The organism is Ruegeria sp. CG3, assembly GCF_056537205.1.
The window spans coordinates 86,055-107,641 of sequence record NZ_JBQFRC010000003.1 but is presented as its reverse complement, the minus strand read 5'-3'; the positions used below and the strand labels follow the sequence as shown (position 1 = coordinate 107,641).

At 62.7% G+C, this 21,587-nt stretch carries 23 protein-coding genes; 7 read left to right on the top strand and 16 right to left on the bottom strand.

What is annotated here, in order from left to right; translation table 11 throughout:
• Positions 1-9 precede the first annotated feature (9 nt).
• From ACR0NB_RS13810 to ACR0NB_RS13775, 8 genes are all read right to left on the bottom strand, one after another.
• Positions 10-1,008 (bottom strand): BMP family lipoprotein, encoded by a 999-nt coding sequence (locus ACR0NB_RS13810; RefSeq protein WP_093963454.1) that lies wholly within the window; start codon positions 1,006-1,008, stop codon positions 10-12.
• A 159-nt stretch (positions 1,009-1,167) separates the two neighbouring features.
• Positions 1,168-1,581, bottom strand: coding sequence for a GNAT family N-acetyltransferase (locus tag ACR0NB_RS13805; RefSeq protein WP_170438471.1), 414 nt, complete (start codon positions 1,579-1,581; stop codon positions 1,168-1,170).
• Positions 1,578-2,168: a tRNA (adenosine(37)-N6)-threonylcarbamoyltransferase complex dimerization subunit type 1 TsaB gene (gene tsaB / locus ACR0NB_RS13800; RefSeq protein WP_480775979.1), complete on the bottom strand. Its 591-nt coding sequence runs from the start codon at positions 2,166-2,168 to the stop codon at positions 1,578-1,580. Before tsaB ends, ACR0NB_RS13805 begins: the two co-directional genes overlap by 4 nt.
• Positions 2,158-2,721, bottom strand: a complete 564-nt coding sequence (locus ACR0NB_RS13795; protein WP_093963451.1) for a NifU family protein — start codon at positions 2,719-2,721, stop codon at positions 2,158-2,160. Before ACR0NB_RS13795 ends, tsaB begins: the two co-directional genes overlap by 11 nt.
• Positions 2,722-2,789: 68 nt before the next feature.
• Positions 2,790-3,383, bottom strand: a complete 594-nt coding sequence (locus ACR0NB_RS13790) for a 2-hydroxychromene-2-carboxylate isomerase (protein ID WP_170373067.1) — start codon at positions 3,381-3,383, stop codon at positions 2,790-2,792.
• Complete coding sequence (locus ACR0NB_RS13785; RefSeq protein WP_170342153.1) at positions 3,383-3,838, bottom strand: universal stress protein; 456 nt, start codon at positions 3,836-3,838, stop codon at positions 3,383-3,385. The genes ACR0NB_RS13790 and ACR0NB_RS13785 overlap by 1 nt, the downstream gene beginning before the upstream one ends.
• A 75-nt stretch (positions 3,839-3,913) precedes the next feature.
• The gene (locus ACR0NB_RS13780; protein ID WP_480775978.1) at positions 3,914-4,777 is read right to left on the bottom strand and encodes a branched-chain amino acid aminotransferase; all 864 of its coding nucleotides are present in this window, start codon (positions 4,775-4,777) and stop codon (positions 3,914-3,916) included.
• A gap of 58 nt (positions 4,778-4,835) precedes the next feature.
• Positions 4,836-5,297 carry an Lrp/AsnC family transcriptional regulator gene (locus ACR0NB_RS13775; protein ID WP_170360173.1) on the bottom strand — a complete coding sequence of 154 codons (462 nt, stop codon included), beginning with the start codon at positions 5,295-5,297 and terminating at the stop codon, positions 4,836-4,838.
• A gap of 129 nt (positions 5,298-5,426) precedes the next feature.
• Here ACR0NB_RS13775 and ACR0NB_RS13770 point away from each other — a divergent pair, with 129 nt between their 5' ends.
• Positions 5,427-6,476 carry a Glu/Leu/Phe/Val family dehydrogenase gene (locus tag ACR0NB_RS13770; protein WP_480775977.1) on the top strand — a complete coding sequence of 350 codons (1,050 nt, stop codon included), beginning with the start codon at positions 5,427-5,429 and terminating at the stop codon, positions 6,474-6,476.
• A gap of 58 nt (positions 6,477-6,534) precedes the next feature.
• Here ACR0NB_RS13770 and trpS read toward each other — a convergent pair whose 3' ends face one another.
• The gene (gene trpS, locus ACR0NB_RS13765) at positions 6,535-7,563 is read right to left on the bottom strand and encodes a tryptophan--tRNA ligase (protein WP_170360177.1); all 1,029 of its coding nucleotides are present in this window, start codon (positions 7,561-7,563) and stop codon (positions 6,535-6,537) included.
• An 86-nt stretch (positions 7,564-7,649) separates the two neighbouring features.
• On the opposite strand from trpS, the gene ACR0NB_RS13760 reads away from it, so the two are divergent.
• Entirely contained in the window at positions 7,650-8,336 is a 687-nt protein-coding gene (locus ACR0NB_RS13760) for a rhomboid family intramembrane serine protease (RefSeq protein ID WP_170342144.1), read from the top strand.
• A gap of 5 nt (positions 8,337-8,341) precedes the next feature.
• On the opposite strand, the gene murJ is transcribed toward ACR0NB_RS13760, so the two are convergent.
• Genes murJ through ACR0NB_RS13745 form a run of 3 tightly spaced genes read right to left on the bottom strand, consistent with a single transcriptional unit; the run spans position 8,342 to position 13,819 of the window.
• Entirely contained in the window at positions 8,342-9,883 is a 1,542-nt protein-coding gene (gene murJ, locus ACR0NB_RS13755; RefSeq protein ID WP_480775976.1) for a murein biosynthesis integral membrane protein MurJ, read from the bottom strand.
• Positions 9,880-12,699 (bottom strand): [protein-PII] uridylyltransferase, encoded by a 2,820-nt coding sequence (locus ACR0NB_RS13750; protein WP_480775975.1) that lies wholly within the window; start codon positions 12,697-12,699, stop codon positions 9,880-9,882. The genes murJ and ACR0NB_RS13750 overlap by 4 nt, the downstream gene beginning before the upstream one ends.
• Positions 12,659-13,819 (bottom strand): penicillin-binding protein activator, encoded by a 1,161-nt coding sequence (locus tag ACR0NB_RS13745; protein WP_480775974.1) that lies wholly within the window; start codon positions 13,817-13,819, stop codon positions 12,659-12,661. The genes ACR0NB_RS13750 and ACR0NB_RS13745 overlap by 41 nt, the downstream gene beginning before the upstream one ends.
• A gap of 88 nt (positions 13,820-13,907) precedes the next feature.
• On the opposite strand from ACR0NB_RS13745, the gene rsmI reads away from it, so the two are divergent.
• The 3 genes from rsmI (at position 13,908) to gshB (ending at position 16,132) form a co-directional block, all read left to right on the top strand.
• Entirely contained in the window at positions 13,908-14,765 is an 858-nt protein-coding gene (gene rsmI / locus ACR0NB_RS13740; RefSeq protein ID WP_480775973.1) for a 16S rRNA (cytidine(1402)-2'-O)-methyltransferase, read from the top strand.
• 1 nt (position 14,766) lies between these two features.
• A complete protein-coding gene (locus ACR0NB_RS13735; protein ID WP_480775972.1) occupies positions 14,767-15,138 on the top strand; it encodes a YraN family protein in 372 nt (123 codons plus the stop codon).
• Positions 15,139-15,199: 61 nt separating this feature from the next.
• Entirely contained in the window at positions 15,200-16,132 is a 933-nt protein-coding gene (gene gshB, locus ACR0NB_RS13730; protein ID WP_170360189.1) for a glutathione synthase, read from the top strand.
• Here gshB and ACR0NB_RS13725 read toward each other — a convergent pair.
• From ACR0NB_RS13725 to cobU, 4 genes are all read right to left on the bottom strand, one after another.
• Positions 16,129-17,643, bottom strand: coding sequence for a YifB family Mg chelatase-like AAA ATPase (locus tag ACR0NB_RS13725; protein WP_480775971.1), 1,515 nt, complete (start codon positions 17,641-17,643; stop codon positions 16,129-16,131). The genes gshB and ACR0NB_RS13725 overlap by 4 nt on opposite strands.
• A gap of 64 nt (positions 17,644-17,707) precedes the next feature.
• The gene (locus ACR0NB_RS13720; RefSeq protein WP_480775970.1) at positions 17,708-18,586 is read right to left on the bottom strand and encodes a glutathione S-transferase N-terminal domain-containing protein; all 879 of its coding nucleotides are present in this window, start codon (positions 18,584-18,586) and stop codon (positions 17,708-17,710) included.
• 58 nt (positions 18,587-18,644) lie between these two features.
• The gene (locus ACR0NB_RS13715) at positions 18,645-19,223 is read right to left on the bottom strand and encodes a histidine phosphatase family protein (protein ID WP_480775969.1); all 579 of its coding nucleotides are present in this window, start codon (positions 19,221-19,223) and stop codon (positions 18,645-18,647) included.
• The gene (gene cobU, locus ACR0NB_RS13710; RefSeq protein WP_170343289.1) at positions 19,220-19,741 is read right to left on the bottom strand and encodes a bifunctional adenosylcobinamide kinase/adenosylcobinamide-phosphate guanylyltransferase; all 522 of its coding nucleotides are present in this window, start codon (positions 19,739-19,741) and stop codon (positions 19,220-19,222) included. Before cobU ends, ACR0NB_RS13715 begins: the two co-directional genes overlap by 4 nt.
• Positions 19,742-19,842: 101 nt before the next feature.
• Between cobU and ACR0NB_RS13705 the strand changes: the two genes are divergently transcribed.
• On the top strand, positions 19,843-20,721 hold the full coding sequence (locus tag ACR0NB_RS13705; RefSeq protein WP_093963433.1) for an RNA polymerase factor sigma-32: 879 nt from the start codon (positions 19,843-19,845) through the stop codon (positions 20,719-20,721).
• The gene (locus ACR0NB_RS13700; protein WP_480775968.1) at positions 20,718-21,542 is read left to right on the top strand and encodes a ChaN family lipoprotein; all 825 of its coding nucleotides are present in this window, start codon (positions 20,718-20,720) and stop codon (positions 21,540-21,542) included. Before ACR0NB_RS13705 ends, ACR0NB_RS13700 begins: the two co-directional genes overlap by 4 nt.
• Positions 21,543-21,587: the final 45 nt, after the last annotated feature.

Sequence of the window (21,587 nt, the reverse complement as noted above, 5' to 3'; positions counted from 1 at the left end):
CGCGCGATATCAGAACTGCAGTGCCGGGCAGCTGTCGTTCTCGTAGTAGCTGACGACGGTGACATTGCCGTCGATGATGTCGCGGCGCGCCTTTTCGACGGCGGCCTTCATCTCGTCGCTCACCAGCGAGGCGTTGTTTTCATCCATGGCAACGCCGACACCGTCCTGTGCCAGACCCATGGTGAACTTGCCGGTTTCGACATCTTCGCCTGCTTTCATGGCGTCATAAACGGCCACGTCCACGCGCTTGAGCATCGAGGTCAGAACCTTGCCCGGGTGCAGGTGGTTCTGGTTGCTGTCCACGCCGATCGACAGGATGCCTTCGTCGGCCGCGGTCTGCAGAACACCGACGCCGGTACCGCCTGCGGCAGCGTAGATCACGTCAGCGCCTTGGCTGATCTGAGCTTTGGTCAGCTCCGAACCCTTCACCGGGTCGTTCCAAGCGGCCGGGGTGGTGCCGGTCATGTTGGCTACGACGTTGATGTCAGGGTTCACGGCCTTCGCGCCCTGGGCGTAGCCGCAGCCAAAGTGCCGGATCAGCGGAATGTCCATGCCACCGATGAATCCGACCGTACCCGACTTGGATGCCATCGCGGCCATCATGCCGACCAGGTACGAACCTTCATGCTCGGCGAACGAGACCTGGCGGATGTTAGGCGCGTCCAGCCAGCTGACGTCGACGGCAACGAACTTGGTGTCGGGATAGTCAGGTGCGACGGCGGCCAGCGGATCAGCCATGGCAAAGCCCATGGTGATGATCGGGTTTGCACCGGCTTCAGCGAAGCGACGCAGGGCTTGTTCGCGCTGCGCTTCCGACTGCAGCTCGATTTCGCGATAGGATTTGCCGGTTTGGTCGGCCCAGCGCTTGGCGCCGTTATGGGCTGCTTCGTTGAACGATTTGTCGAACTTGCCGCCCAGATCGAAGATGATCGCCGGTTCGGCCAGCGCCGCACCTGCGGTCAGTGCAAACGCGGCGGCCGCGCCCATCAAGGATTTCATCAGGGTCATCATATACTCCCGTTGTTTTTTATGGCTTCGGGGCAGGGGCTTTTGCCCAGCCCCGCTCAGAGCGAGCAGAACTGCTGTGATAGCGGCAATTAAGGCCGTCTGAAACAGCCATGGTCAACCGCTTTTTGACCATTTGGTCTCAGAAATGCCCGGCTTTCGTCAGGGTAGCGCGCGCTCCATCAAGATTGCATCTACTTTGTCAGCCTTGCCGCGCCGGTAATATCCCGGCCGAAGACCGCAGCGCGCATAGCCGCAACTTTGGTAGAGTGCAATGGCGGCCGCGTTGTCCGATGCCACCTCAAGAAACGCCCGGCGCGCACCCAGATCGTGAGCCTTGTCATGCCAAGCCTGCATGCAGGCGCGGCCCAGACCCTGCCGCTGATGATCGGGATGCGTCGCGATGGTCAGCAGCTCGGACTCGTCGCCGATGACCTGGATCAGGGCAAATGCTGTTTTGTTTCCAACGACATGGGTGAAGCGGCTGGCAAGCAGATCAGCGAATTCATCATTAGTCCAGGGGCGGGACTGGGTGAAAGCCGCGCCGTGGGTCTCGGCCATTTCCTGTGGGGTCATGGGTCCAGCAAAGGCGGCGGCGTATCGCGCGACGGGGCGGCGTCTGCGGCACGAACGTACAGGGGGGCCGGGGGACCTGACACAAGGTCAACACGTTCGGATGCAATCCGGGCGATGGCCCGGACGACTGCATTCGCATCGTCGCACAAAAACAGAGCGCCAAGTGATTCTGTCTGTTCCTGCGTCATCAGCTGCGGCGTCCCGTCGGGCGCTTGCAGGTAAACATGTTCCCGGGGGGCTGGAATGGCTGGGGTCCGCCCTTCAGGTGCCAAAGCCGCAAGGGCTTCAAGGCCCGAAACGCCGATTGCCGGTTTGTTCAATCCAAGCGCCAGCCCCCGGGCGGCAGAGACCGAGATGCGAATTCCAGTGAAATTGCCCGGACCCGTCCCGACACCGATCGCGTCGATATCCGCCCAAGAAACCCCGCCTTCTGCCAGGATGTCCTGAAGCAAAGGCATCAGGCGTTCCGCCTGGCCGCGGGTCATGGTTTCGGCGCGGCTCACGACGATGTCTGGCCCGCGCAGCAAAGCGGCCGCGCAATGCGCGGCCGATGTGTCAAATGCCAGAATTGTCTGATCAGACGGCAACAGGGCGAACCTCGGTCACCTCGGGGATGTAATGGCGGAGCAGGTTCTCGATGCCCATTTTCAGGGTCAGCGTCGAGGATGGGCAGCCTGCGCAGGCCCCTTGCATATGCAGGTAGACGACGCCGCGGTCAAAGCCGTGGAAGGTGATGTCACCGCCGTCCTGCGCCACGGCGGGGCGTACGCGGCTGTCCAGCAATTCCTTGATCTGGTTGACGATTTCCGAGTCCTCACCCGAATGTTCAGCATGGCCGGACGCGGTTTCCACCCCGGCCCCCATCACCGGCTGGCCGGACTGGTAGTGCTCCATCACAGCGCCCAGGATGGCGGGTTTGATGTGGTCCCACTGCACGCCGTCGTCTTTGGTGACGGTTACGAAGTCATTGCCGAAGAAAACTCCGGTCACACCGCTGACCGCAAAGATGCGCTGCGCCAGCGGCGAGTTCTGCGCGGCTTCGGCGGTCGGGAAATCCGCTGTACCGGCCTCGAGCACGGTCTGACCGGGCAGGAATTTCAGCGTGGCCGGGTTGGGTGTGGATTCGGTCTGGATGAACATGGCGCGCTCCGTATCAGTTGGCTCTGATATGCGCGTCAGCGGCCGGGAAGTCAAGATTTGGAACGGTTCTAAATCGCTGCAGCCTGTCGGATGGCCATGTCCAGTCGGTCATCGCCCCAGTAAAGCTCCTCATCCACGACAAAACTGGGGGCGCCGAAGATCCCCAGCGATTTGGCGCGGGCAACCTGGTCGAACAGAGCACTCTTGATGTCAGAGTCTGCGGTTCGGTCGATCATGTCCTCGGGGAGGCCGGCGGCGGACAGGGCGCTGCGCAGGACTGGCTCTACCGAAATGTTCAGGCCTTGGCCAAACTGCGCGGCAAAAACGGCGCGGGAGAATGCAGCGCGCGCTTCGCGTTGAGGGATGGCGAGCGCAAGGCGTGCGGCCTTAAGGCTGTTTTGCGGAAACTCGGCAGGTCGGGTCAAGGGCAGGTCACGCTGCCGGCACAGCCGTTCCATGTCGCGCCACATGTACCGCCCCTTGGCCGGATAGATGTTGAACGGTGAGGTTTTCCACCCCTGTTCGGCAAAAATGGGACCCAGAAGGAATGGCTGCCAGTCCACCTGCACGCCACAGGCTGCTGCGTCCTGTTCGACCCGCATGGCGCTGAGGTAGGAATAGGTCGAGGCGAAATCGAACCAGAAGTGCAGGGTGGCGGGCATCAGGTGATCTCTTCGAGCTTCTCCTTGCTCAGGTCGCCCGGAACGATGGTAATCGGAATCGGCAAGCTGCCGGAATTCCGCGTCAACTGAGTGACCAGTGGACCGGGGCCCTTCTTGTCAGTACCTGCACCCAGAACAAGGACGCCGATTTCGGGATCCGAGCGCACATGCTCAATGATCTGCGGAACGGGTTCACCCTCGCGGATCGCCAGTTCAGGCTCGATCCCCTGCTTGTCGCGCATCCATTTGGCAAACACCTCGAAATGCGCATGGATACGTTCGCGGGCTTCTTCCCGCATCACTTCGGCCACGCCGATCCAGTGGTTGAACTCGTCCGGAGGAATGACCGAGAGGATGGTCACCCCCCCGCCGGTATGCGCAGCACGCATCGCGGCGAAACGCATGGCGTTCAGGCACTCGCGGCTATCGTCAAGAACTACAAGGAACTTGCGCATGAATGTCCTCTTCGGTTTTCGGGATCATGCCCGAGCATTCGGTGTCTGGCAACTCGGGCCGCGACGGACCGTCGCTTATTGGTTGCTGGCTGCCCAGTCCCAGTAGAGCGCGCGCGTGCGGCGCGTGATAGGGCCAATCTGATATTGCGTGTCATCCAGTGCGGTCACGGGCGTGACCTTGTTCATGTTGCCGGACATGAACACTTCGTCCGCGTCGTGGAAATCGTCGAAGGTCAGAACAGTTTCGTGAACCGTCACCCCGTCGCGACGCAGGTTGTCGATGTGCCGAGCGCGCGTGATGCCTGCAAGGAAGGTTCCGTTCGGTGCCGGAGTAAACACCTCTCCATCCTTGGCCATGAAGATGTTGGCCGTTGCGGTTTCTGCCACGTTGCCCATGGCGTCGGTCACCAATGCGTTTGAAAACCCCTTGGATCGCGCTTCCGCCAGCATTCGGGCGTTATTTGGATACAGGCACCCGGCCTTGGCGTTGACGACCGCGCTTTCCAGAACCGGGCGGCGGAAGCGGGTGGTCGTCAGAGTGACCGAGGCCGCCTCGGGTGCCATTGGGATCTCTTCGAGGCAGATGGCGAAACCTGTGCTGTCACCCTGCGGTACGATCGCGGTCGCGTCGCCGTCGATCCCCCAGTACATCGGGCGAATGTAGACGGCGGCCTCGGTCGGGTATGCTTCCAGACCTTCGCGGATCAGTTCGACCATTTGTTCGGTGGTCACGGTCGGAGTGAGCATCAGCGCCTCGGCCGAGCGGTTCACCCGGTCGCAATGCGCGACCAGATCAGGGGTCATGCCATCAAATCGGCGGGCCCCGTCAAACACCGACGAACCCAACCAGGCCCCGTGGTCCGCAGCCCGCATGATCGGGGCATCGCCATCGTGCCATTTGCCATCGAAATAAGTGCGGATATTCTTGCCGACTGCCATTGTGCCCTCCGTCAATTCCGCCGAACCGTAGGAGCGCGCGCGCCCGAGGTCCAGCAGATTATCCGGCCGACGATGGCAACACGTCGCGCTTGACCATCGCGCGCAGGGCGAAGTTGGAGCGCAGGTTGCGGATGCCCGGAATCTGCATCAGCCGGTTTTCCAGAAACGCATCAAAGGCGGTCAGGTCACGCGCCACGACGCGCAGCAGGATGTCGCGCGAGCCTGTCATGAGGTAACACTCCATAACCTCATCGCAGCGCAGGATGGCGCGTTCGAAGGCGTCGATGGCGTGGCGGTCCTGTTTCTCCAGTTCGACCGACACGAAAATCGTGACGCCAAAGCCCAGCTTCTCAGGGTCGACCTGCGCCGAATATCCGGTGATCACCCCGTCGCGGCGCAGGCGGTCCAGGCGTCGCGCGCAGGGTGTGGGCGACAGGCCCACCTTTTCGGCCAAGTCCAGAACGGTCATGCGCCCGTCCTGCTGCAGCGCGCGCACGATCTTGCGGTCGATCTGGTCCATGGAGAAAATCCCTAAAATTGTCGGTTCAGTTTACCATTATCGCCAAGAAGGATGTGTTGGCCAGCATGTATTGGCGAAAATCGCTCGGTCGAATGTGGCAGACTCCATCTGTCTTTCCGGAGGAGCAAAATGGAAATAACCACGATTGACGCGCCAGATCACGAGCGTGTGGTCGAATTCAAAGACGCCGCCAGCGGGCTTTCGGGCTTTGTGGCAATCCACTCCACGCAGTTGGGGCCTGCAGCGGGCGGCGTGCGGATGCGCACCTATGGCCACCCGTCCGAGGCGCTGGACGATGCGCTGCGCCTGTCGCGGGGCATGACCTACAAGAACGCGGCGGCCGATCTGCCGCTGGGCGGGGGCAAGGCCGTGATCATCGGCGACCCGAACGCGGACAAGACGCCTCGGTTGCTGCAGGCCTTCGGGCGCGTGATTCAAAGCCTTGGTGGCCGGTACTGGACGGCCGAGGACATGGGGATGACCCCGGCCGACATGGCCCAGATCGGCACCGAAACCGAATATGTCGCCGGTCTGCCCGACGGCCCGTTCGCCAGCGGCGACCCGTCGCCGGTCACCGCCCGCGGGATCTTCAACGCCATCCGCGTGACTGCGCGGCATCGGTTCGGGTCCGCGGACCTGAGCGGCAAGACCGTCTCGGTGCAGGGTCTGGGCCATGTGGGCGAACATCTGTGCGCGCTGCTGAATGATGCCGGGGCGAAACTGGTGATCACCGACATCGATACGGGCCAGACCGCCCGGTTGGCGGACCGGTTCGCAGCGCAGGCTGTCGCGCCCGATGCGATCTATGCGGCCGAGGCGGATATTTTCGCGCCCTGCGCCATCGGCGGCATCCTGAACGAAACCAGCATTCCGTTGCTGAAGGTCGGCGCGGTGGCCGGAGGGGCCAACAACCAGCTGGCGACCAATGCCGACGCGCAGCGCCTGCATGACCGCGGCATCCTCTACGCCCCGGATTTCGTGGCCAATGGCGGCGGGATCGTGAACGTCGCGACCGAGATCCTGAAGATCAAGGACCGCGAAGCCTGGGTCGGTCAGCGGCTCGAGGCGCTGGAGCGGACGATGGACCGCATCCTGACCCGCGCCAAGGTCGATGGCGTCAGCCCCCATGCGGTAGCCGAATCCATCGTCGAGGAAAAACTGCACCCGCAGGCCGCCTGACCTGCAACGAAAAACGCCGCCCCGGGTCAGGGGCGGCGCTGATGTTTCCGTCTGGGTCTCAGGCGCGGCCGGCACCCACCATCCCCACGATCTCGTAGGTGCGGCTGAGGATCGGAGCCGCGATTTCCCGCGCCCGTTCCGCGCCACGGTCCAGGATCCTGTCGATCTCGGCCTGATCGCCCATCAACCGCGCCATCTCGGTCGAGATCGGCGACAGCTTTGCGACCGCCAGATCGGCCAGCATCGGCTTGAATTCACCGAACTGCTTGCCACCGACTTCGGCCAGAACCTGCTCGACCGTCTGATCGCTGAGCGCGGCATAGATGTTGACCAGGTTGCGCGCCTCGGGGCGGCCTTCCAGCCCGTCCACCTCCGAGGGTAGGGCATCGGGGTCGGTCTTGGCCTTGCGGATCTTCTTGGCGATGGTGTCGGCATCGTCGGTCATGTTGATCCGGCTCATGTCGGACGGGTCCGACTTGGACATCTTCTTGGCCCCGTCGCGCAGGCTCATCACGCGCGTCGCCGCGCCCTCGATCACCGGCTCGGTGATCGGGAAGAAATCGACGCCATAGTCGTGGTTGAACTTGATGGCGATGTCGCGGGTCAGCTCAAGATGCTGTTTCTGGTCGTCGCCCACCGGGACATGGGTCGCGTGATAGACCAGAATGTCGGCGGCCATCAGCGAGGGATAGGCGAAAAGGCCCAGCGAGGCGTTCTGCTGGTTCTTGCCCGCCTTGTCCTTCCACTGGGTCATGCGCTGCATCCAGCCCATGCGCGCAACACAGTTGAAGATCCAGGCCAGTTGCGCGTGCTCGGGCACCTGCGACTGGTTGAACAGGATCGACTGCTCCGGGTCGATGCCGGCGGCGATGAAGCCCGCGCACAGCTCGCGCGTGGAATGAGCCAGTTCTTTGGGGTCCTGCCAGACGGTGATCGCGTGAAGATCGACCATGCAGTACACGGTCTCCATCTCCGGCCCCTGCATATCCACAAAACGCTTGAGCGCACCAAGGTAGTTGCCAAGATGCAGGTTTCCCGAGGGCTGAATGCCGGAAAACACGCGCGGCGTGAACTTGGTTTCGGTCATGGAAGGGAACTCCCGTCTGGAAAAATAAGCCTCCGTCGCTTACCCATGAGGCAAAGGGACGTCAACAGCCGCGAAAGGCCCGCCCAATGAGCAGCGAGCATTACACACCCCCCGTGAACCCCCTGCCGCCCGTGGTGGTGGCGCTGGTCTTGTTCATCATGGGGATCGAACTGGCCTTCACCCTCGGCACGCGCGGCCTGGTCGGCGGACCGGGCGCGGTGGGATGGCGGCTAGAGGCGATTCAGCGCTATTCCTTCTCGGCCGACATCTTCGACTGGATGGTGATGAACGGGCGTTGGCCGGTCGAGCATGTGATCCGGTTCTTCACCTACCCCTTCGTGTCAGGCAGCTTTACCCAAGCGCTTTTTGTCTGCGTCTTCGTTCTGGCGATGGGCAAGATGGTGGGCGAGGTCTTTGGCGGTTTTGCGATGCTGGTGATCTTTGTGTTGTCCGGCGTGGGCGGGGCGTTGGCTTATGCGGTGCTGCTGGACCCGCGCTATCCGCTGGTCGGGGGCTTCCCGCCGGTCTATGGCCTGATCGGCGCCTTCACCTGGCTGCTGTGGCGCAGGCTGTCGCTGGTCGGAGAGAACCAGGCGCGGGCGTTCCAGTTGATCGCGGTGCTGATGGGCATCCAACTTCTGTTTGGGCTGATCTTCGGCGGTACCTCGGATTGGGTGGCCGACCTGGGTGGCTTCGCGACCGGGTTCGGGCTGTCGTTCTTCGTGGCACCGGGCGGATGGGCGCGGCTGGTGGGCCGTATCCGGCGGGATTGAGGCGGTCAGGATCTCCGCAGGGCGGACCGGAACTCGGACAGACGGAATGCGCCCAGCAGGTGGCCCAGAAGGAAGTAAGACACTGCGGCGACCACGATCAGGCCCAGCAAGGCCAGATAGCGCCAGCCCGGAACCTGGAACGTCCAACCGAACAGCTGCATCGCTGCGATCAGCACCACACCCATTCCCATTGAGGCGGCCAATATCCTGGGCGCGCGGCGCTTGAACCGGTCGTCGAAACGGGCCTCGTCGCCCATGCGCCTTGCACCCAGTGCCAACAGCGCCACCATGCCCCACCCGGCGGCCGAGGCCGCGATGGCCGGGGCGATCCAGCCGACGATCGGGTACAGCCCAAAGGCCAGCACGGCGTTGATGACCATCGCCACAACGGCATACCGGAAGGGCGAGCGGGTATCCTCGCGCGCGAAGAACAGCGGCTGCAGCAGTTTTTGCAGCATGAAGGCCGGCAGGCCGATGCCATAAACCGCCACGGCCAGCGCAGTGGCAGCCGTGTCTTCGGGGGTGAACTGTCCACGTTCGAACAGGACCGAGACCAGCGGCACCGGGATGAGCACGAAAGCCACGGTTGCCGGAATAGTCAGCAACAGGGTGAACTCTCCGGCGCGGGAAAAGGCGTTGCGCGCGCCATCGCCGTCCCCCGCGCGCAGGCGGCGCGACAGGTCGGGTAACAGCACGATGCCCACGGCGATGCCAACCACGCCCAGCGGCAGCTGATACAGCCGGTCGGCAGCAAAGAGCCAGCTGATGGCCTTTTCGGTCTTTGACGCGACCAGCTGCCCGACAACGAGATTGACCTGCGTCACCCCCATGGCAAGTGCCGCCGGTACCGCGATACGAACCATGTTGCGCATTTCAGGGCTGAGCTTCGGTCGGCCGAACCGGATGCGAATTCCGGCGCGTTCGGTGGCGACCCAAACCAGCGCCAGTTGAGCAACCCCGGCAATGGGTATGACGGCGATGAGCCAACGGATGACCTCGCCACCGGTTGCCGCGCCTACGATCAGTGCTGTGCAGGCGAAGATGTTCAGCAGGACCGGAGCCGCAGCAGCGGCGGCAAAGCGCCCCGTGGCATTGAGAACCCCGGAAAACAGCGCGGCCAGAGACATGAACAGGATGTAGGGAAAGACGACATACCCGTAGCCGACCGCCAGATCGAAACGTTCGTCGCCATAAAACCCTTCGGCCGTCAGCCAGACCAGCCCCGGCATGAACACCATGGCCAGCCCGACCAGCGCCAAAACGGCCGCCGCCAGCAGGTTGAACGCATCCTGCGCAAACCCCTGCGCGTCTTCGCCCCCTTCCAGCCGTTTCGAGAACATCGGAACGAAGGCCGCATTGAAAGCGCCCTCGGCGAAGAACCGGCGGAACATGTTGGGTAGGCGGAAGGCTGCGACGAAAGCATCCATGACCGGCCCCGGCCCGATATAGGCTGTCAGCAGGATTTCCCGCAGAAAGCCCAGAATACGGCTGGCAAGGGTCCAGAACCCGACCGTGAACAGGCCCGAGAACAGGCGGATCTGCTTCATGAGGCCGCCCGCTCGGCGCCTTCGGTGATCGCGGTGCGCAGCTTGGCTTCCAGCGTCCTCTGCTTGGCCTCCGAGTGGTATTTGAGCCCGAACATGTCCTTGACGTAGAACGTATCCACCACCTGCTCGCCATAGGTCGCGATCACGGCATTGGCGATATAGACATTGGCGGCGGCAAGGGTCCGGGCCAGATCATAGAGCAGGCCCGGCCGGTCGCGGGTGTCGACTTCGATGATCGTGTAGATCTCGGACCCTTCATTGTCGAAGGTGATGTGCGTCGGGACGTTGAACGCCTTTTCCCGCTTCTTGATCTTGTCGCGGGACTTGAGCGCCTCGCGGGCCACCACCTCGCCCTTGAGGGTGCGGTGGATCATCTGGGTCAGGCGCGGCAGACGCGACAACTCGAACGGGTGTCCGTCAGCGTCCTGAATCCAGAATGCGTCAGTCACGTAGCCGTCCTTGGTGGTATAGCTGCGGGCATCGACCACGTTTGCGCCCACAAGTGCCAGTGCACCCGCAATCCGGGAAAAGATGCCGGGATGGTCGGCCATGGCAAAACAGGCCCGGGTCGCATCCCGGTCTTCGTCCGGGTGCAGCCGGATTTCCATCGCCGCCGGATCCGCGCTTTTTTCCAGCGCGCGCAGCATTTCGGCGAACTCGACATGGGTCGAGAGGTTGAGCCCCTGCCAATACGGATCGTAGTGCCGCCCGGTTTCCGTCTTGAGGTCGGCCTTGGACCAGGCTGACAACGCGTCACGCAGCGCTTTCTTGGCCTCGGCGCCGCGATTGGCACGGTTGAGGTCCTCCATGCCGGTTTCCAGCGCGCGCTTGGTTTCCGCGTGCAAGGCCCTTAGCAGAGTGGCCTTCCAGTTGTTCCAGGTGTTCGGCCCAACGCCGCGGATGTCGCAGACTGTCAGAACCGTCAGCAGATCCAGCCGTTTGACGGTCTGAACCGCCTTGGCAAAGTCGCGCACCGTGCGCGGGTCCGAGATGTCACGCTTCTGCGCCATGTCCGACATCAGCAGGTGATAGCGCACCAGCCATTCGACAGTTTCGCAGTCTTTCTTGTTCAGCCCCAGCCGAGGCGCGACCGTCCGTGCGATCTTGGCCCCCAGGATCGAGTGATCCTCGGGGCGGCCCTTGGCGATGTCGTGCAACAGCAAAGCGACGTAAAGCACACGCCGGTTCACTCCGCCCTCGAGGATCGACGAGGCCAGCGGCAGCGCTTCGACAAGTTCGCCCCGCTCGATTTGCGCTAGGTTGATTATGCACTGGATCGTGTGCTCGTCCACCGTGTAGCTGTGGTACATATTGAACTGCATCATCGCCACGATGGGCTCGAACTCGGGGATGAAGGCCGACAGAACGCCCAACTCGTTCATGCGGCGCAGCGCGCGTTCGGGATTGCCGTGTTTCAACATCAGATCCAGAAAGATGCGCCTCGCCTCTTTGTCGTTGCGCATTTCGTCATCGATCAGGTGCAGGTTGGCCGTGACCAGCCGCATCGCATCGGGATGGATCAGCATACCCGTGCGCAGACCTTCTTCGAACAGACGCAGTAGATTCAGCTTGTCGGACAAAAAGCTTTTTGGGTCGGCCACATCCAGCCGGCCATGAACAACCCTATAGCCCGGCTTGACCCGTGGCTTGCGGCTGAAGATGCGTTCCAGCAACGGCGCGTTCTTCATATGTGCCGCTTCAAGCTTGGTCAGGAAGATCCGTGTCAGTTCTCCCACCTGAGTGGCTTCTCGGAAATAGCGTTGCATGAAGATTTCGACGGCCCGGCGGCCGGCTCGGTCTTCGTAACCCATGCGGTCGGCCACCTCGACCTGCAGATCAAAGGTCAACTGTTCGGTTGCGCGCCGTGTCACCAGATGAAGATGCGAACGTACGGCCCAAAGGAAATCCTCGGCCTGCACGAACGTGTTGAATTCGTCTTGGGTGAACAGCCCCAGCGGGACAAGTTCAGCCACGTCCTGAACGCCATAGATGTATTTGGCGATCCAGTACAGCGACTGCAGGTCACGAAGGCCGCCTTTACCTTCTTTCACGTTCGGTTCGACCATGTAACGCTCGCCCTGCTTGTGGTGGCGTTCGTCGCGTTCATGCAGTTTGGCTTCGATGAATTCGCGTTCGGTTCCTTTGAACAGCTCGGATTTCAGCCGGCTTTCCAGCTCATCCGCAAGGTCCCGATTACCGGCCAGATAGCGCTGTTCCAGCATCGCTGTCCGGATCGTGAAATCCTCGTCTCCCAGACGCAGGCAATCACGGATCGTGCGCGAGGAATGCCCGACTTTCAGCCGCAGGTCCCAGAGAATGTACAACATCGACTCGATCACGCTCTCGGCCCAGGCCGTGATCTTGTAAGGAGTCAGAAACAGCAGATCGACATCCGAAAACGGCGCCATCTCGCCGCGCCCATAGCCGCCCACCGCCAAAACCGCCATCTTCTCGCCCTGGGTCGGGTTGGCCAATGGATGCAGATGCTGTCCGGCCACAGTCATCGCGGCGCAGACAAGCCCATCGGTCAGATAGGTGTAGGACCGCGTTAACGGCCGGGCGTCAAAGGGCCGGGCGGCGAACGCCTCCTCGATGGCCTGTCGCCCGGATTTCTGAGCATCCCGCAGAATCCGGACGGCCTCGTTTCGGGCTGCGGCCGTCTCCGGAATGTCTTTCAAGGCCTTCGACAGCAGCGCGTTGACCTTTTCGCCATCGAAGATTTCGCTGGCGTCGCAGATCAATGCGCCAGCCGGCGCGGGGATCGTCACAAGCTGATCAGAAACCGGCGCCAGAGAAGCTTTGCGGGGCAGGGTCAATCACAACTACCTGTTTGTTCTGGATCGTGGCCACGGCCAGACCTCGTTCATTCGTACCGTTCGGGCGCAGACGGAAAATTCCGCCAACACCCTGGAACCCGGCATTCTGGGTCAGGGCCGCGGCGGAAAGGGCATTGGACTTGCCTTGGCTGGCCAGAGCGCCGATGGCGGCGATGCCGTCATAGGCCAGGCCGCTGATCGGATGCGGTGCCTCGCCATAGGTCGCGTTGTAGCGCACGCGATAGGCCTGGGCCTTGGCAGGGTCGGGCAAGGCAAACCACCCGCCTTGCACGCCCGGTAGTTCCAGCGTCTGGGCCGGAATGTCCCAGCGGGTCAGGCCAATATATTGCACGGTTGCCGGTGGGACACCGGCCTCGGGCAGCAACTGGCTGAAGAGCGGCAGCGCACCGGCGGTCGTAGCGGTCAAAAAGAGCGAATCCGCCCCCGTCGAATCCACAGTTGCCTTGATTGCAGGGATGGCGTCGATCACACCTTGCTGAGATCGATCAAAACCGACCACACCCGCATTCGCCACACGGCTGTTGCCAAGTGCGTTCGAGATTGCCGCCTGGCCCAATTGGCCTGCCGCATCATTGCTGTGCACGATGACTGTGCTTTTCTTTCCCTGTTTGCCGGCGTAGCTGACAAGCCGGTTGGCCGTGTTGTCGAAGGTCGGGCCAAGGACAAACACGTTTCCGCCGGCAATGCTTGTATTGTTCGAGAAGGACAGAACGTTCACGTTCTTGCTCAGAACCGCAAGGCCCGCAGCATTTGCAGCCTGCGCGTAGACCGGCCCCAAAATGACCTTTGCGCCGTCGGCAACGGCCTGCTGCGCAACTGCGGCTGCCGTGTTCGGATTGCCGGCAGTGTCATAGACGCGAAGATCGATCTTGACGTTGTTCAGATCGGCCATGGCCAGCCGTGCAGCGTTCTCAAGGCTTTGCGCCAACGCGGCGTCGCCCGATTTGGGCACCAGCAGGGCAACGGGGATCGGCTCTGACGTGTCTATCGACGGTCCGCGCCCGGTGGCGCCGGGTTCGCAGGCGGCCAAAAATGCCGCCGCGGTCAGGCCGATGGCGAATTTCGCCAGTTTGCGAACGGGCTTGCAAACGGTAAACATCTAAATGAAAACTCCCTGATCCGGCGGCAAAGAACGCTGCTGTTCTATCACGCCGCGATAATAAACGTCACGCTGCGAGGGTCCAGCTTTGAATTTCCAAAAGGTAAGATTGGCTGGGGGGCTGTATTTTGTTGCCACTCCGATCGGAACGGCGCGCGACATTACGCTCAGGGCGCTGGACGTTCTGGCCTCGGCTGATGTGATCGCGGCGGAAGATACACGCAGCCTGCGCAGATTGATGGAGATTCACGGTGTACCCCTCGAAGGGCGGCGCATCCTAGCCTATCACGACCACAGCGGCACGGCTGCGCGTGAAAAACTGATTGCCGAACTGTCCCAGGGCAAGTCCGTGGCCTACGCGTCCGAGGCCGGCATGCCCCTGATCGCCGACCCGGGTTATGATCTGGGCAAGAAGGCGGCCGAGGCCGGGTTCAGCGTGACCTGCGCCCCTGGAGCGTCAGCCGTCGTTACGGCGCTGACCCTGGCGGGCTTGCCGACGGACGCCTTCTTTTTTGCCGGATTCCTGCCGAATGCGTCAGGCGCCCGCCGAACACGGATCGAGGCGTTGCGGGATGTTCCCGGGACGCTGGTGTTCTACGAATCTCCCAAGCGTTTGGGGGCGTGCCTGTCGGATCTGGCGCAGGTTCTGGGTGGCGAGCGACAGGCCGCGATCTGTCGTGAACTGACCAAGAAGTTCGAGGAAGTCCGGCGGGGTAGCCTGGCAGAGCTGTCCGAACAGTATCGAGATGCCACTGTGAAGGGGGAGATCGTCTTGCTGGTGGACCGTGCCCATTCACAAGCCGTCAACGATTCAGATGTAGAAGAAGCGTTGCGACAGGCTCTGGAAACGCACTCGGTCCGGGATGCGGCGGATCTGGTGTCCAGGATGTATGACCTGCCGCGACGGCCGATTTATCAGAAGGCCCTGAAGATGGGAAAGGGATGACATGGCGCGACGGTCGGTCCAAGGCTCGGTTTCCTATCACGCCGGGCAGGCTGCCGAGCACAGCGTCGCTGCCGACTACGAAAGACGAGGGTTCGAGGTCTGTCAAAGGCGCTGGCGCGGCGCAGGGGGTGAGATCGACCTGATCGTTCGGGATGCGCAGGGCCTTGTGTTCGTCGAGGTCAAGAAAAGCCAAAGCTTTGACACCGCCGCCGCGCGGATCAGCAAACGGCAGATCGACCGGATATGCGCCTCGGCGGCGCAGTATTTGGCGCAGGAACCGGGCGGGCAGCTGACCAATGTCCGGTTCGATGCGGCGCTGGTGGATGCAACAGGCGCAGTGCAAATCGTCGAAAACGCCTTTGGTCAGGGCTGATCGCCATTGAACACCCGTCCCCGCTGGGCCATGTATCTGGCGTGACTACGAGGGACACGCCATGAAAATCGCCTTTCAGATGGACCCGATCGGGGCCGTGGACATCAATGCCGACAGCTCGTTCCGGCTGGCCGAAGAAGCCCAAGCCCGTGGGCACCAGCTGTTTTACTACGGACCCGATCAGTTGGCCTATCAAGAGGGGCGCATCACCGCCCGCGGTCACGACATGACGGTGCAGCGGGTTGCGGACCAGCCGGCGGTTCTGGGGCCTGAGCGCGAGGTTGATCTGGCGGATTTCGATGTCGTCTGGCTGCGGCAGGACCCGCCGTTCGACATGCACTATATCACCTCGACGCACCTGCTGGATCGGTTGCGCGGACAGGCGCTGGTGGTGAATGATCCGTTCTGGGTGCGCAACTACCCGGAAAAATTGCTGGTTCTGGATTTTCCCGACCTGACACCGCCCACCACGATCGCCCGCGATCTGCAGACCATCAAGGCGTTCAAGGAAAAGCACGGCGACATCATCCTCAAGCCGCTCTATGGCAATGGCGGGGCCGGCGTGTTCCGGCTGGATGCCGATGACCGCAACCTGACCTCGTTGCACGAGCTGTTCACCGGTTTCTCGCGAGAGCCGCTGATCGTTCAGAAATTCCTGCCGGATGTGCGCAACGGCGACAAACGGGTGATCCTGGTCGATGGCGAGCCGGTCGGTGCGATCAACCGCGTTCCGGCCGAGGGTGAGACCCGGTCGAACATGCATGTGGGCGGCCGTCCCGAAAAGATCGGGCTGACCGACCGCGATCTTGAAATCTGCGCGGCCATCGGCCCACTGCTGAAGGAAAAGGGCCAGATCTTTGTGGGTATCGACGTGATCGGAGATTATCTGACAGAAATCAACGTGACCTCGCCCACCGGAATCCAGGAATTGGAGCGGTTCAACGGTACAAATATTGCCGAAAAGATCTGGCAGGCGATCGAGGCCAAGGTCTAAGCCGAAACTCGCGCGCTGATCCTGTAGCTCAGCGCCTCGGCCACATGCGGGCGGCGCACATCGGGCGCGCCCTCGAGATCGGCAATGGTGCGGGCCACGCGCAGGATGCGGTGGTAAGCCCGTGCCGACAGGCCGAACCGCTCGGCCGCCTTGACCAGCAGGTCCTTGCCCTCGGCATCTGGTGCGGCGACCTCTTCCAGCAGATTGCCCTCGATATCGGCGTTCTGGCGAATCCCGGGCGTGTTCTGAAAGCGCCGGGCCTGAACACCGCGCGCCTGTTGCACCCGCGCGGCGACGGTGGCCGAGCTGTCGCCGGATGGCGGCAGGTCAAGGTCGGTAAAGCCCACGGGCGGCACTTCGATCCGCAGGTCGAACCGGTCCATCAGCGGCCCCGAGATGCGGCCCAGATAGTCCTCGCCGCAGACGGTTGCGCGCGAGCAGGCGCGGGACGGGTCGCTGAGATATCCGCATTTGCAGGGGTTCGCCGCCGCCACCAACATGAACCGGCAGGGGTATTTTACATGGGCGTTGGCGCGGGCGACCATGACTTCGCCGGTCTCGATGGGCTGGCGCAGGGTTTCCAGAACCGTGCGTGGAAATTCGGGGAATTCGTCCATGAACAGGACGCCGTTGTGGGCCAGGGAAATCTCGCCGGGTTTCGCGCCTTTTCCGCCGCCCACGATCGCCGCCATCGACGCCGTATGATGCGGTTCGCGGAACGGGCGGGTCCGGCTGATGCCGCCTTCGTCCAGCATGCCGCACAGCGATTGGATCATCGAGGTCTCGAGCGCTTCGGTGGGCGTCAGCGGCGGCAGAATGCCGGGCAAGCGGGCGGCGAGCATGGATTTGCCCGATCCCGGCGTGCCGATCATGATCATGTGGTGACGGCCGGCCGCTGCGATTTCCAATGCGCGTTTTGCCCGTTCCTGCCCTTTTACGTCGCGCAGATCGCGGGTCGAGGGCTCCAACCTGACCTCGCCGGGCTGGGCGACCGGCAGGGGCGACTGGCCGGTGAAATGGCGCACGACGTCGGCCAGGGACGCGGCCCCGATCACCTGGGTCGCGTCGACCCAGGCCGCCTCGGCACCTGACGCGCGCGGACACAGCAGCGTGCGGCCCTCGGCCGCGGCGGTCATTGCGGCGGGCAGGGCGCCGGCCACGGGCACCAATGAGCCGTCCAGCGAAAGCTCGCCCAGAGCCATGGTGCCTTCGGCGGCGTCGGCGGGCAGGATGTCGATGGCACAGAGCAGGGCCAGCGCGATCGGCAGGTCGAAATGGCTGCCCTCCTTGGGCAGGTCAGCGGGCGACAGGTTGATCGTGATGCGTTTGGAGGGCAGCGCAATGGCCATCGCGCCAAGCGCGCTGCGCACGCGTTCGCGGGCCTCGGACACGGCCTTGTCCGGCAGGCCGACGATCGAAAAGGCGGGCAACCCGGGGGAAACGGCGCATTGCACCTCGACCGGGCGGGCCTCGACCCCCTGAAAGGCAACGGTATGAGCGCGGGCGACCATGGCGATCCTGTTCTTGGTTAACAGGACCTTGCTGCCATGGCGCCGGTTTAGGAATGGTTAACGGTCACACTGCCTGCCGGATCATTTGCGTGAATTTCGGCCATGCGCCGGGGTCGGCCACGGTTTTGTCGCGGCAGAAGGTGTTGCAGAAGCCCCATCGTTTGCCATCCAGCTCCAGAAATGCGGTCACCGGCTTGCCGGAATAAGGGCAGAGGTCATTGACCGATGACGCCGCCTCAACTACGCGGGCCGTCGAGGCTCCGCCGATCGGCCAGGGCTCGGCGTCGAGCGGCTGGTCATAGGGGAACGGGTCGTAGTCGACCGTCAGCCCCATCGCGCGCCATTGCCGAACCGCCGGGTCTGACAACAATTCCATGCAATAGTCGTGGTTCTGCACGGACACGGGCAGACCGTAGCCGATGATCCGGGCTGCGACCGGCGTATAGAACACATCGGCCAGGGAATAGCTGCCGAACAATGGGCCGGTCTCCGTGCCTGAGATTTTGCGCGCATGCGCCCACAGGGTCTCGATCCGGGTCAGATCGGCGCGGGTTTCGCCTGACGGCTCGAACCCTTTCCAGCGGTGTTTGAGTTGCATGGGGCAGGCCGACCGCAGCGCGTGGAACCCGGCGACCATCTCGGCACACAGCCAACGGGCGGTTGCGCGGGCGGCGGCGTTCCGCGGCCAAAGCCCCGCATCGGGGTGGCGTTCGGCGAGCGTCTCGGCCATGGCGAGGCTTTCACCGACCACCGTGCCGTCGGGCAGGCGCAGCGCGGGGACCAGACGGGCCGGGACCAGCGGCTGCATGTCCCGGGCCATCGTGCCCGAATACAGGCCGATCATGTGGGTCGTGTAGGGCAGGCCGAATTTTTCCAGTATCAGCCAGCCGCGCATGGACCAGCTGGAAAACAGGCGGTCCCCGATGAAAAGGTCATAGGTCATGGCCCGAGGATGGCCGAACTTCTGGAATCAGTAAAACGCCGATTTGTGCGTGTTGCGTTCACGGAAGATGATTGATCCGGCCGGCCGACCAAGTTCTGCCGTCAAAGGCCAGCTCGGTCACCGACAGGTTGTCGATGCGATGGGCAAAGGTCCGTTGCGCGTCCATGTCAAGGGCGCGCTGTACCTGGGTCAGGATTACGCCGAAATGGGCCACGATCACCAGATCGGCGCCTGTATGCATACCGATCAACCCGTCGATCGCCGCGTCGACCCGCGCGCGGACCGCGTTCCAGCTTTCGCCGTTGGGCGGGCGCACGTCGCCGGGGCTGTCCCAATAGGCAAAGGCCAGTTCGGGGTCTTCGGCCTCGATCTCGGCGAATGCGCGCATCTCCCACGTGCCGAAATGGATCTCGCGTAGGTCGGGATGGTGCGGCAGCCGGCGACGCGTGCCCTGAATGGCCGTGGCCGTATCCGCGGCGCGCGACAGGTCCGACGAAATGACCAGCGCATCCTGCGGCAGGTGGTCATGCAGGCGCGCGATGGCCGCGTGGTCGCTCAGGTCGGCGGGAATATCGGACCAGCCCACCATCGTTTTGGCATGGGTCGGGCCATGGCGGACAAGATATAACCGGGTCACGGCAACTGGCCTTTCAAAATCTGCGGCAGCCCCGCGATGACCTGAACCACAAGGTCGGCTTGGGCGGCGAGGGCGATGTTCAACCGCCCCTGCGCCTCGCGGAATTTGCGGGCCAGCGCATTGTCGGGGACGATACCGTGCCCCACCTCGTTCGAGACGATCACGACCTGCGCGGGGCAGGTCCGTAGCGCGGCCAGAAGGGCGGCCTGTTCCTGTTCAAGATCGCTGTCGGCCAGCAGGTGATTGCTGAGCCACATCGTGGCGCAATCGATAAGACAGACCTGATCCCGGCTCAGCCCCGCCAGCGCCGGGCGCAGGTCCATCGGGGCTTCGATCGTGGCCCAGCCGTCGCCTCTTTGGTCCACATGGCGCCTGATTTTTAGGCGCATCTCATCATCAAACACTTGTGATGTTGCTAGGTAGACGCGGGTTTTTCCTGTTGAAACAGCAAGTTGTTCGGCAAATGCAGATTTTCCCGATGCCGCGCCACCCAGCACAAAGGTTAAATCGGGATGCATTTTTTACTACCTTTACAGTGATCCACCCGGTGCGCCCTTGCGTATCGACCATACGTCGGCAAGGCAAGACCGGCGGCGCCTACGACAGATGGGAGAGCTGCATGGCACTGGATAACCCGAACGACTTCTCGATGTCCCGGCAGGCTATGAAAGCCGAATTGCTGGATGCGGAAACCGAATTGCGCCTGGCTTATGCTTGGCGCGACGAGCGCGACGAACAGGCCCTTCACCGGTTGATAACGGCCTATATGCGTCTGGCCATTTCAATGGCGGCCAAATTCAAACGCTATGGCGCTCCGATGAATGACCTGATCCAAGAGGCCGGGCTGGGTCTGATGAAGGCCGCTGACAAATTCGACCCGGATCGCGGGGTCCGGTTTTCGACCTATGCGGTGTGGTGGATCAAGGCCAGCATTCAGGATTACGTGATGCGCAACTGGTCGATGGTACGGACAGGTTCTACATCGTCCCAGAAATCCCTCTTCTTCAACATGCGTCGCGTGCAGGCTCGGCTGGAGCGCGAAGCCGCGACCGATGGTGTCGAATTGGACCGTCATCAGCTGCACCAGATGATCGCGGCCGAGATCGGTGTACCGCTGCGCGATGTGGAAATGATGCACGGCCGGTTGGCCGGCTCAGACTTTTCGCTGAACGCCGTTCAATCGGCTGACGAGGATGGTCGCGAGTGGATCGACGCGTTGGAGGATGATCGCGAGCAGGCTGCGGAAACTGTCGAGAACAGCCACGATACCCGCCAGTTGCGCGAATGGTTGATCACGGCGATGCAAGCGCTCAACGACCGGGAACGTTTCATCGTGCGCGAGCGCAAGCTGCGTGAGCCGGCGCGCACATTGGAAAGCTTGGGTCAGGAACTGGGTTTGTCCAAGGAACGCGTGCGACAGCTTGAGGCAGCGGCGTTCGTGAAGATGCGCAAGAACCTTGAAGCTCAATCGCGCGAGGTGCAACACTTCTTCGCATGAGACATCTTGCGATTCTGACGGCGGCCGTGCTGTCGCTGACACTTTTGACCCGGCCAGTTCTGGCCGGGGACCTTATTGCCGACGATATATTGGCACAGATGAGGGACGCCGATGTCGTGATCCTTGGCGAAGTTCACGACAACCCGCTGCATCACCTGGTCCAGACCGAAGCGATTGCGGACATCGATCCGTCTGCGATGGTCTGGGAAATGGTGACCGAGGAAGGGGCTCAGAGACTGGCGCAGACTGCCGCCTCGAACCCCGAGGAGCTGTCACGCATCCTGAGATGGGCCGAAACGGGATGGCCGCCGCTCAGCATGTATTACCCTGTTTTCCAAGCATCAGAGGCCCCGGTATACGGAGCGATGGTGCCGCGCGCGGCTGCGCGGGCTGCGATGGAACGCGGTGCCGCAACGACTCTGGGCGCGGATGCGGCGCGATATGGGTTGAACATTCCGTTGGCGCCCGAGGATCAGGCGGCGCGCGAGGCCGAGCAATTGGCAGCGCATTGCAACGCACTTCCCGCCGAGGCTTTGCCGCAACTGGTGGCGATCCAGCGTCTGCGCGATGCTGTTCTGACCCGGGCCATTCTGCGTGCAATTGATGAAACTGGCGGTCCGGTGGCGGTGATTACCGGAAACGGGCACGCGCGCAAGGATCAGGGCATTCCGACCTTTCTGTCGCGCCTGCGTCCGGGCCTTAAGGTTTTTGTTCTCGGTCAGGCCGAAGACGGTGTCGTGACCGGTGAATTTGACGCGGTGATTGACAGCCCCGCGGCCGAACGCGAAGACCCCTGCACGGCCTTCGAGTCTCAGAATTAAGCGCTGGAACTCGGGGCACGGGTTGCATAGTGTCGAGGCCGAGCA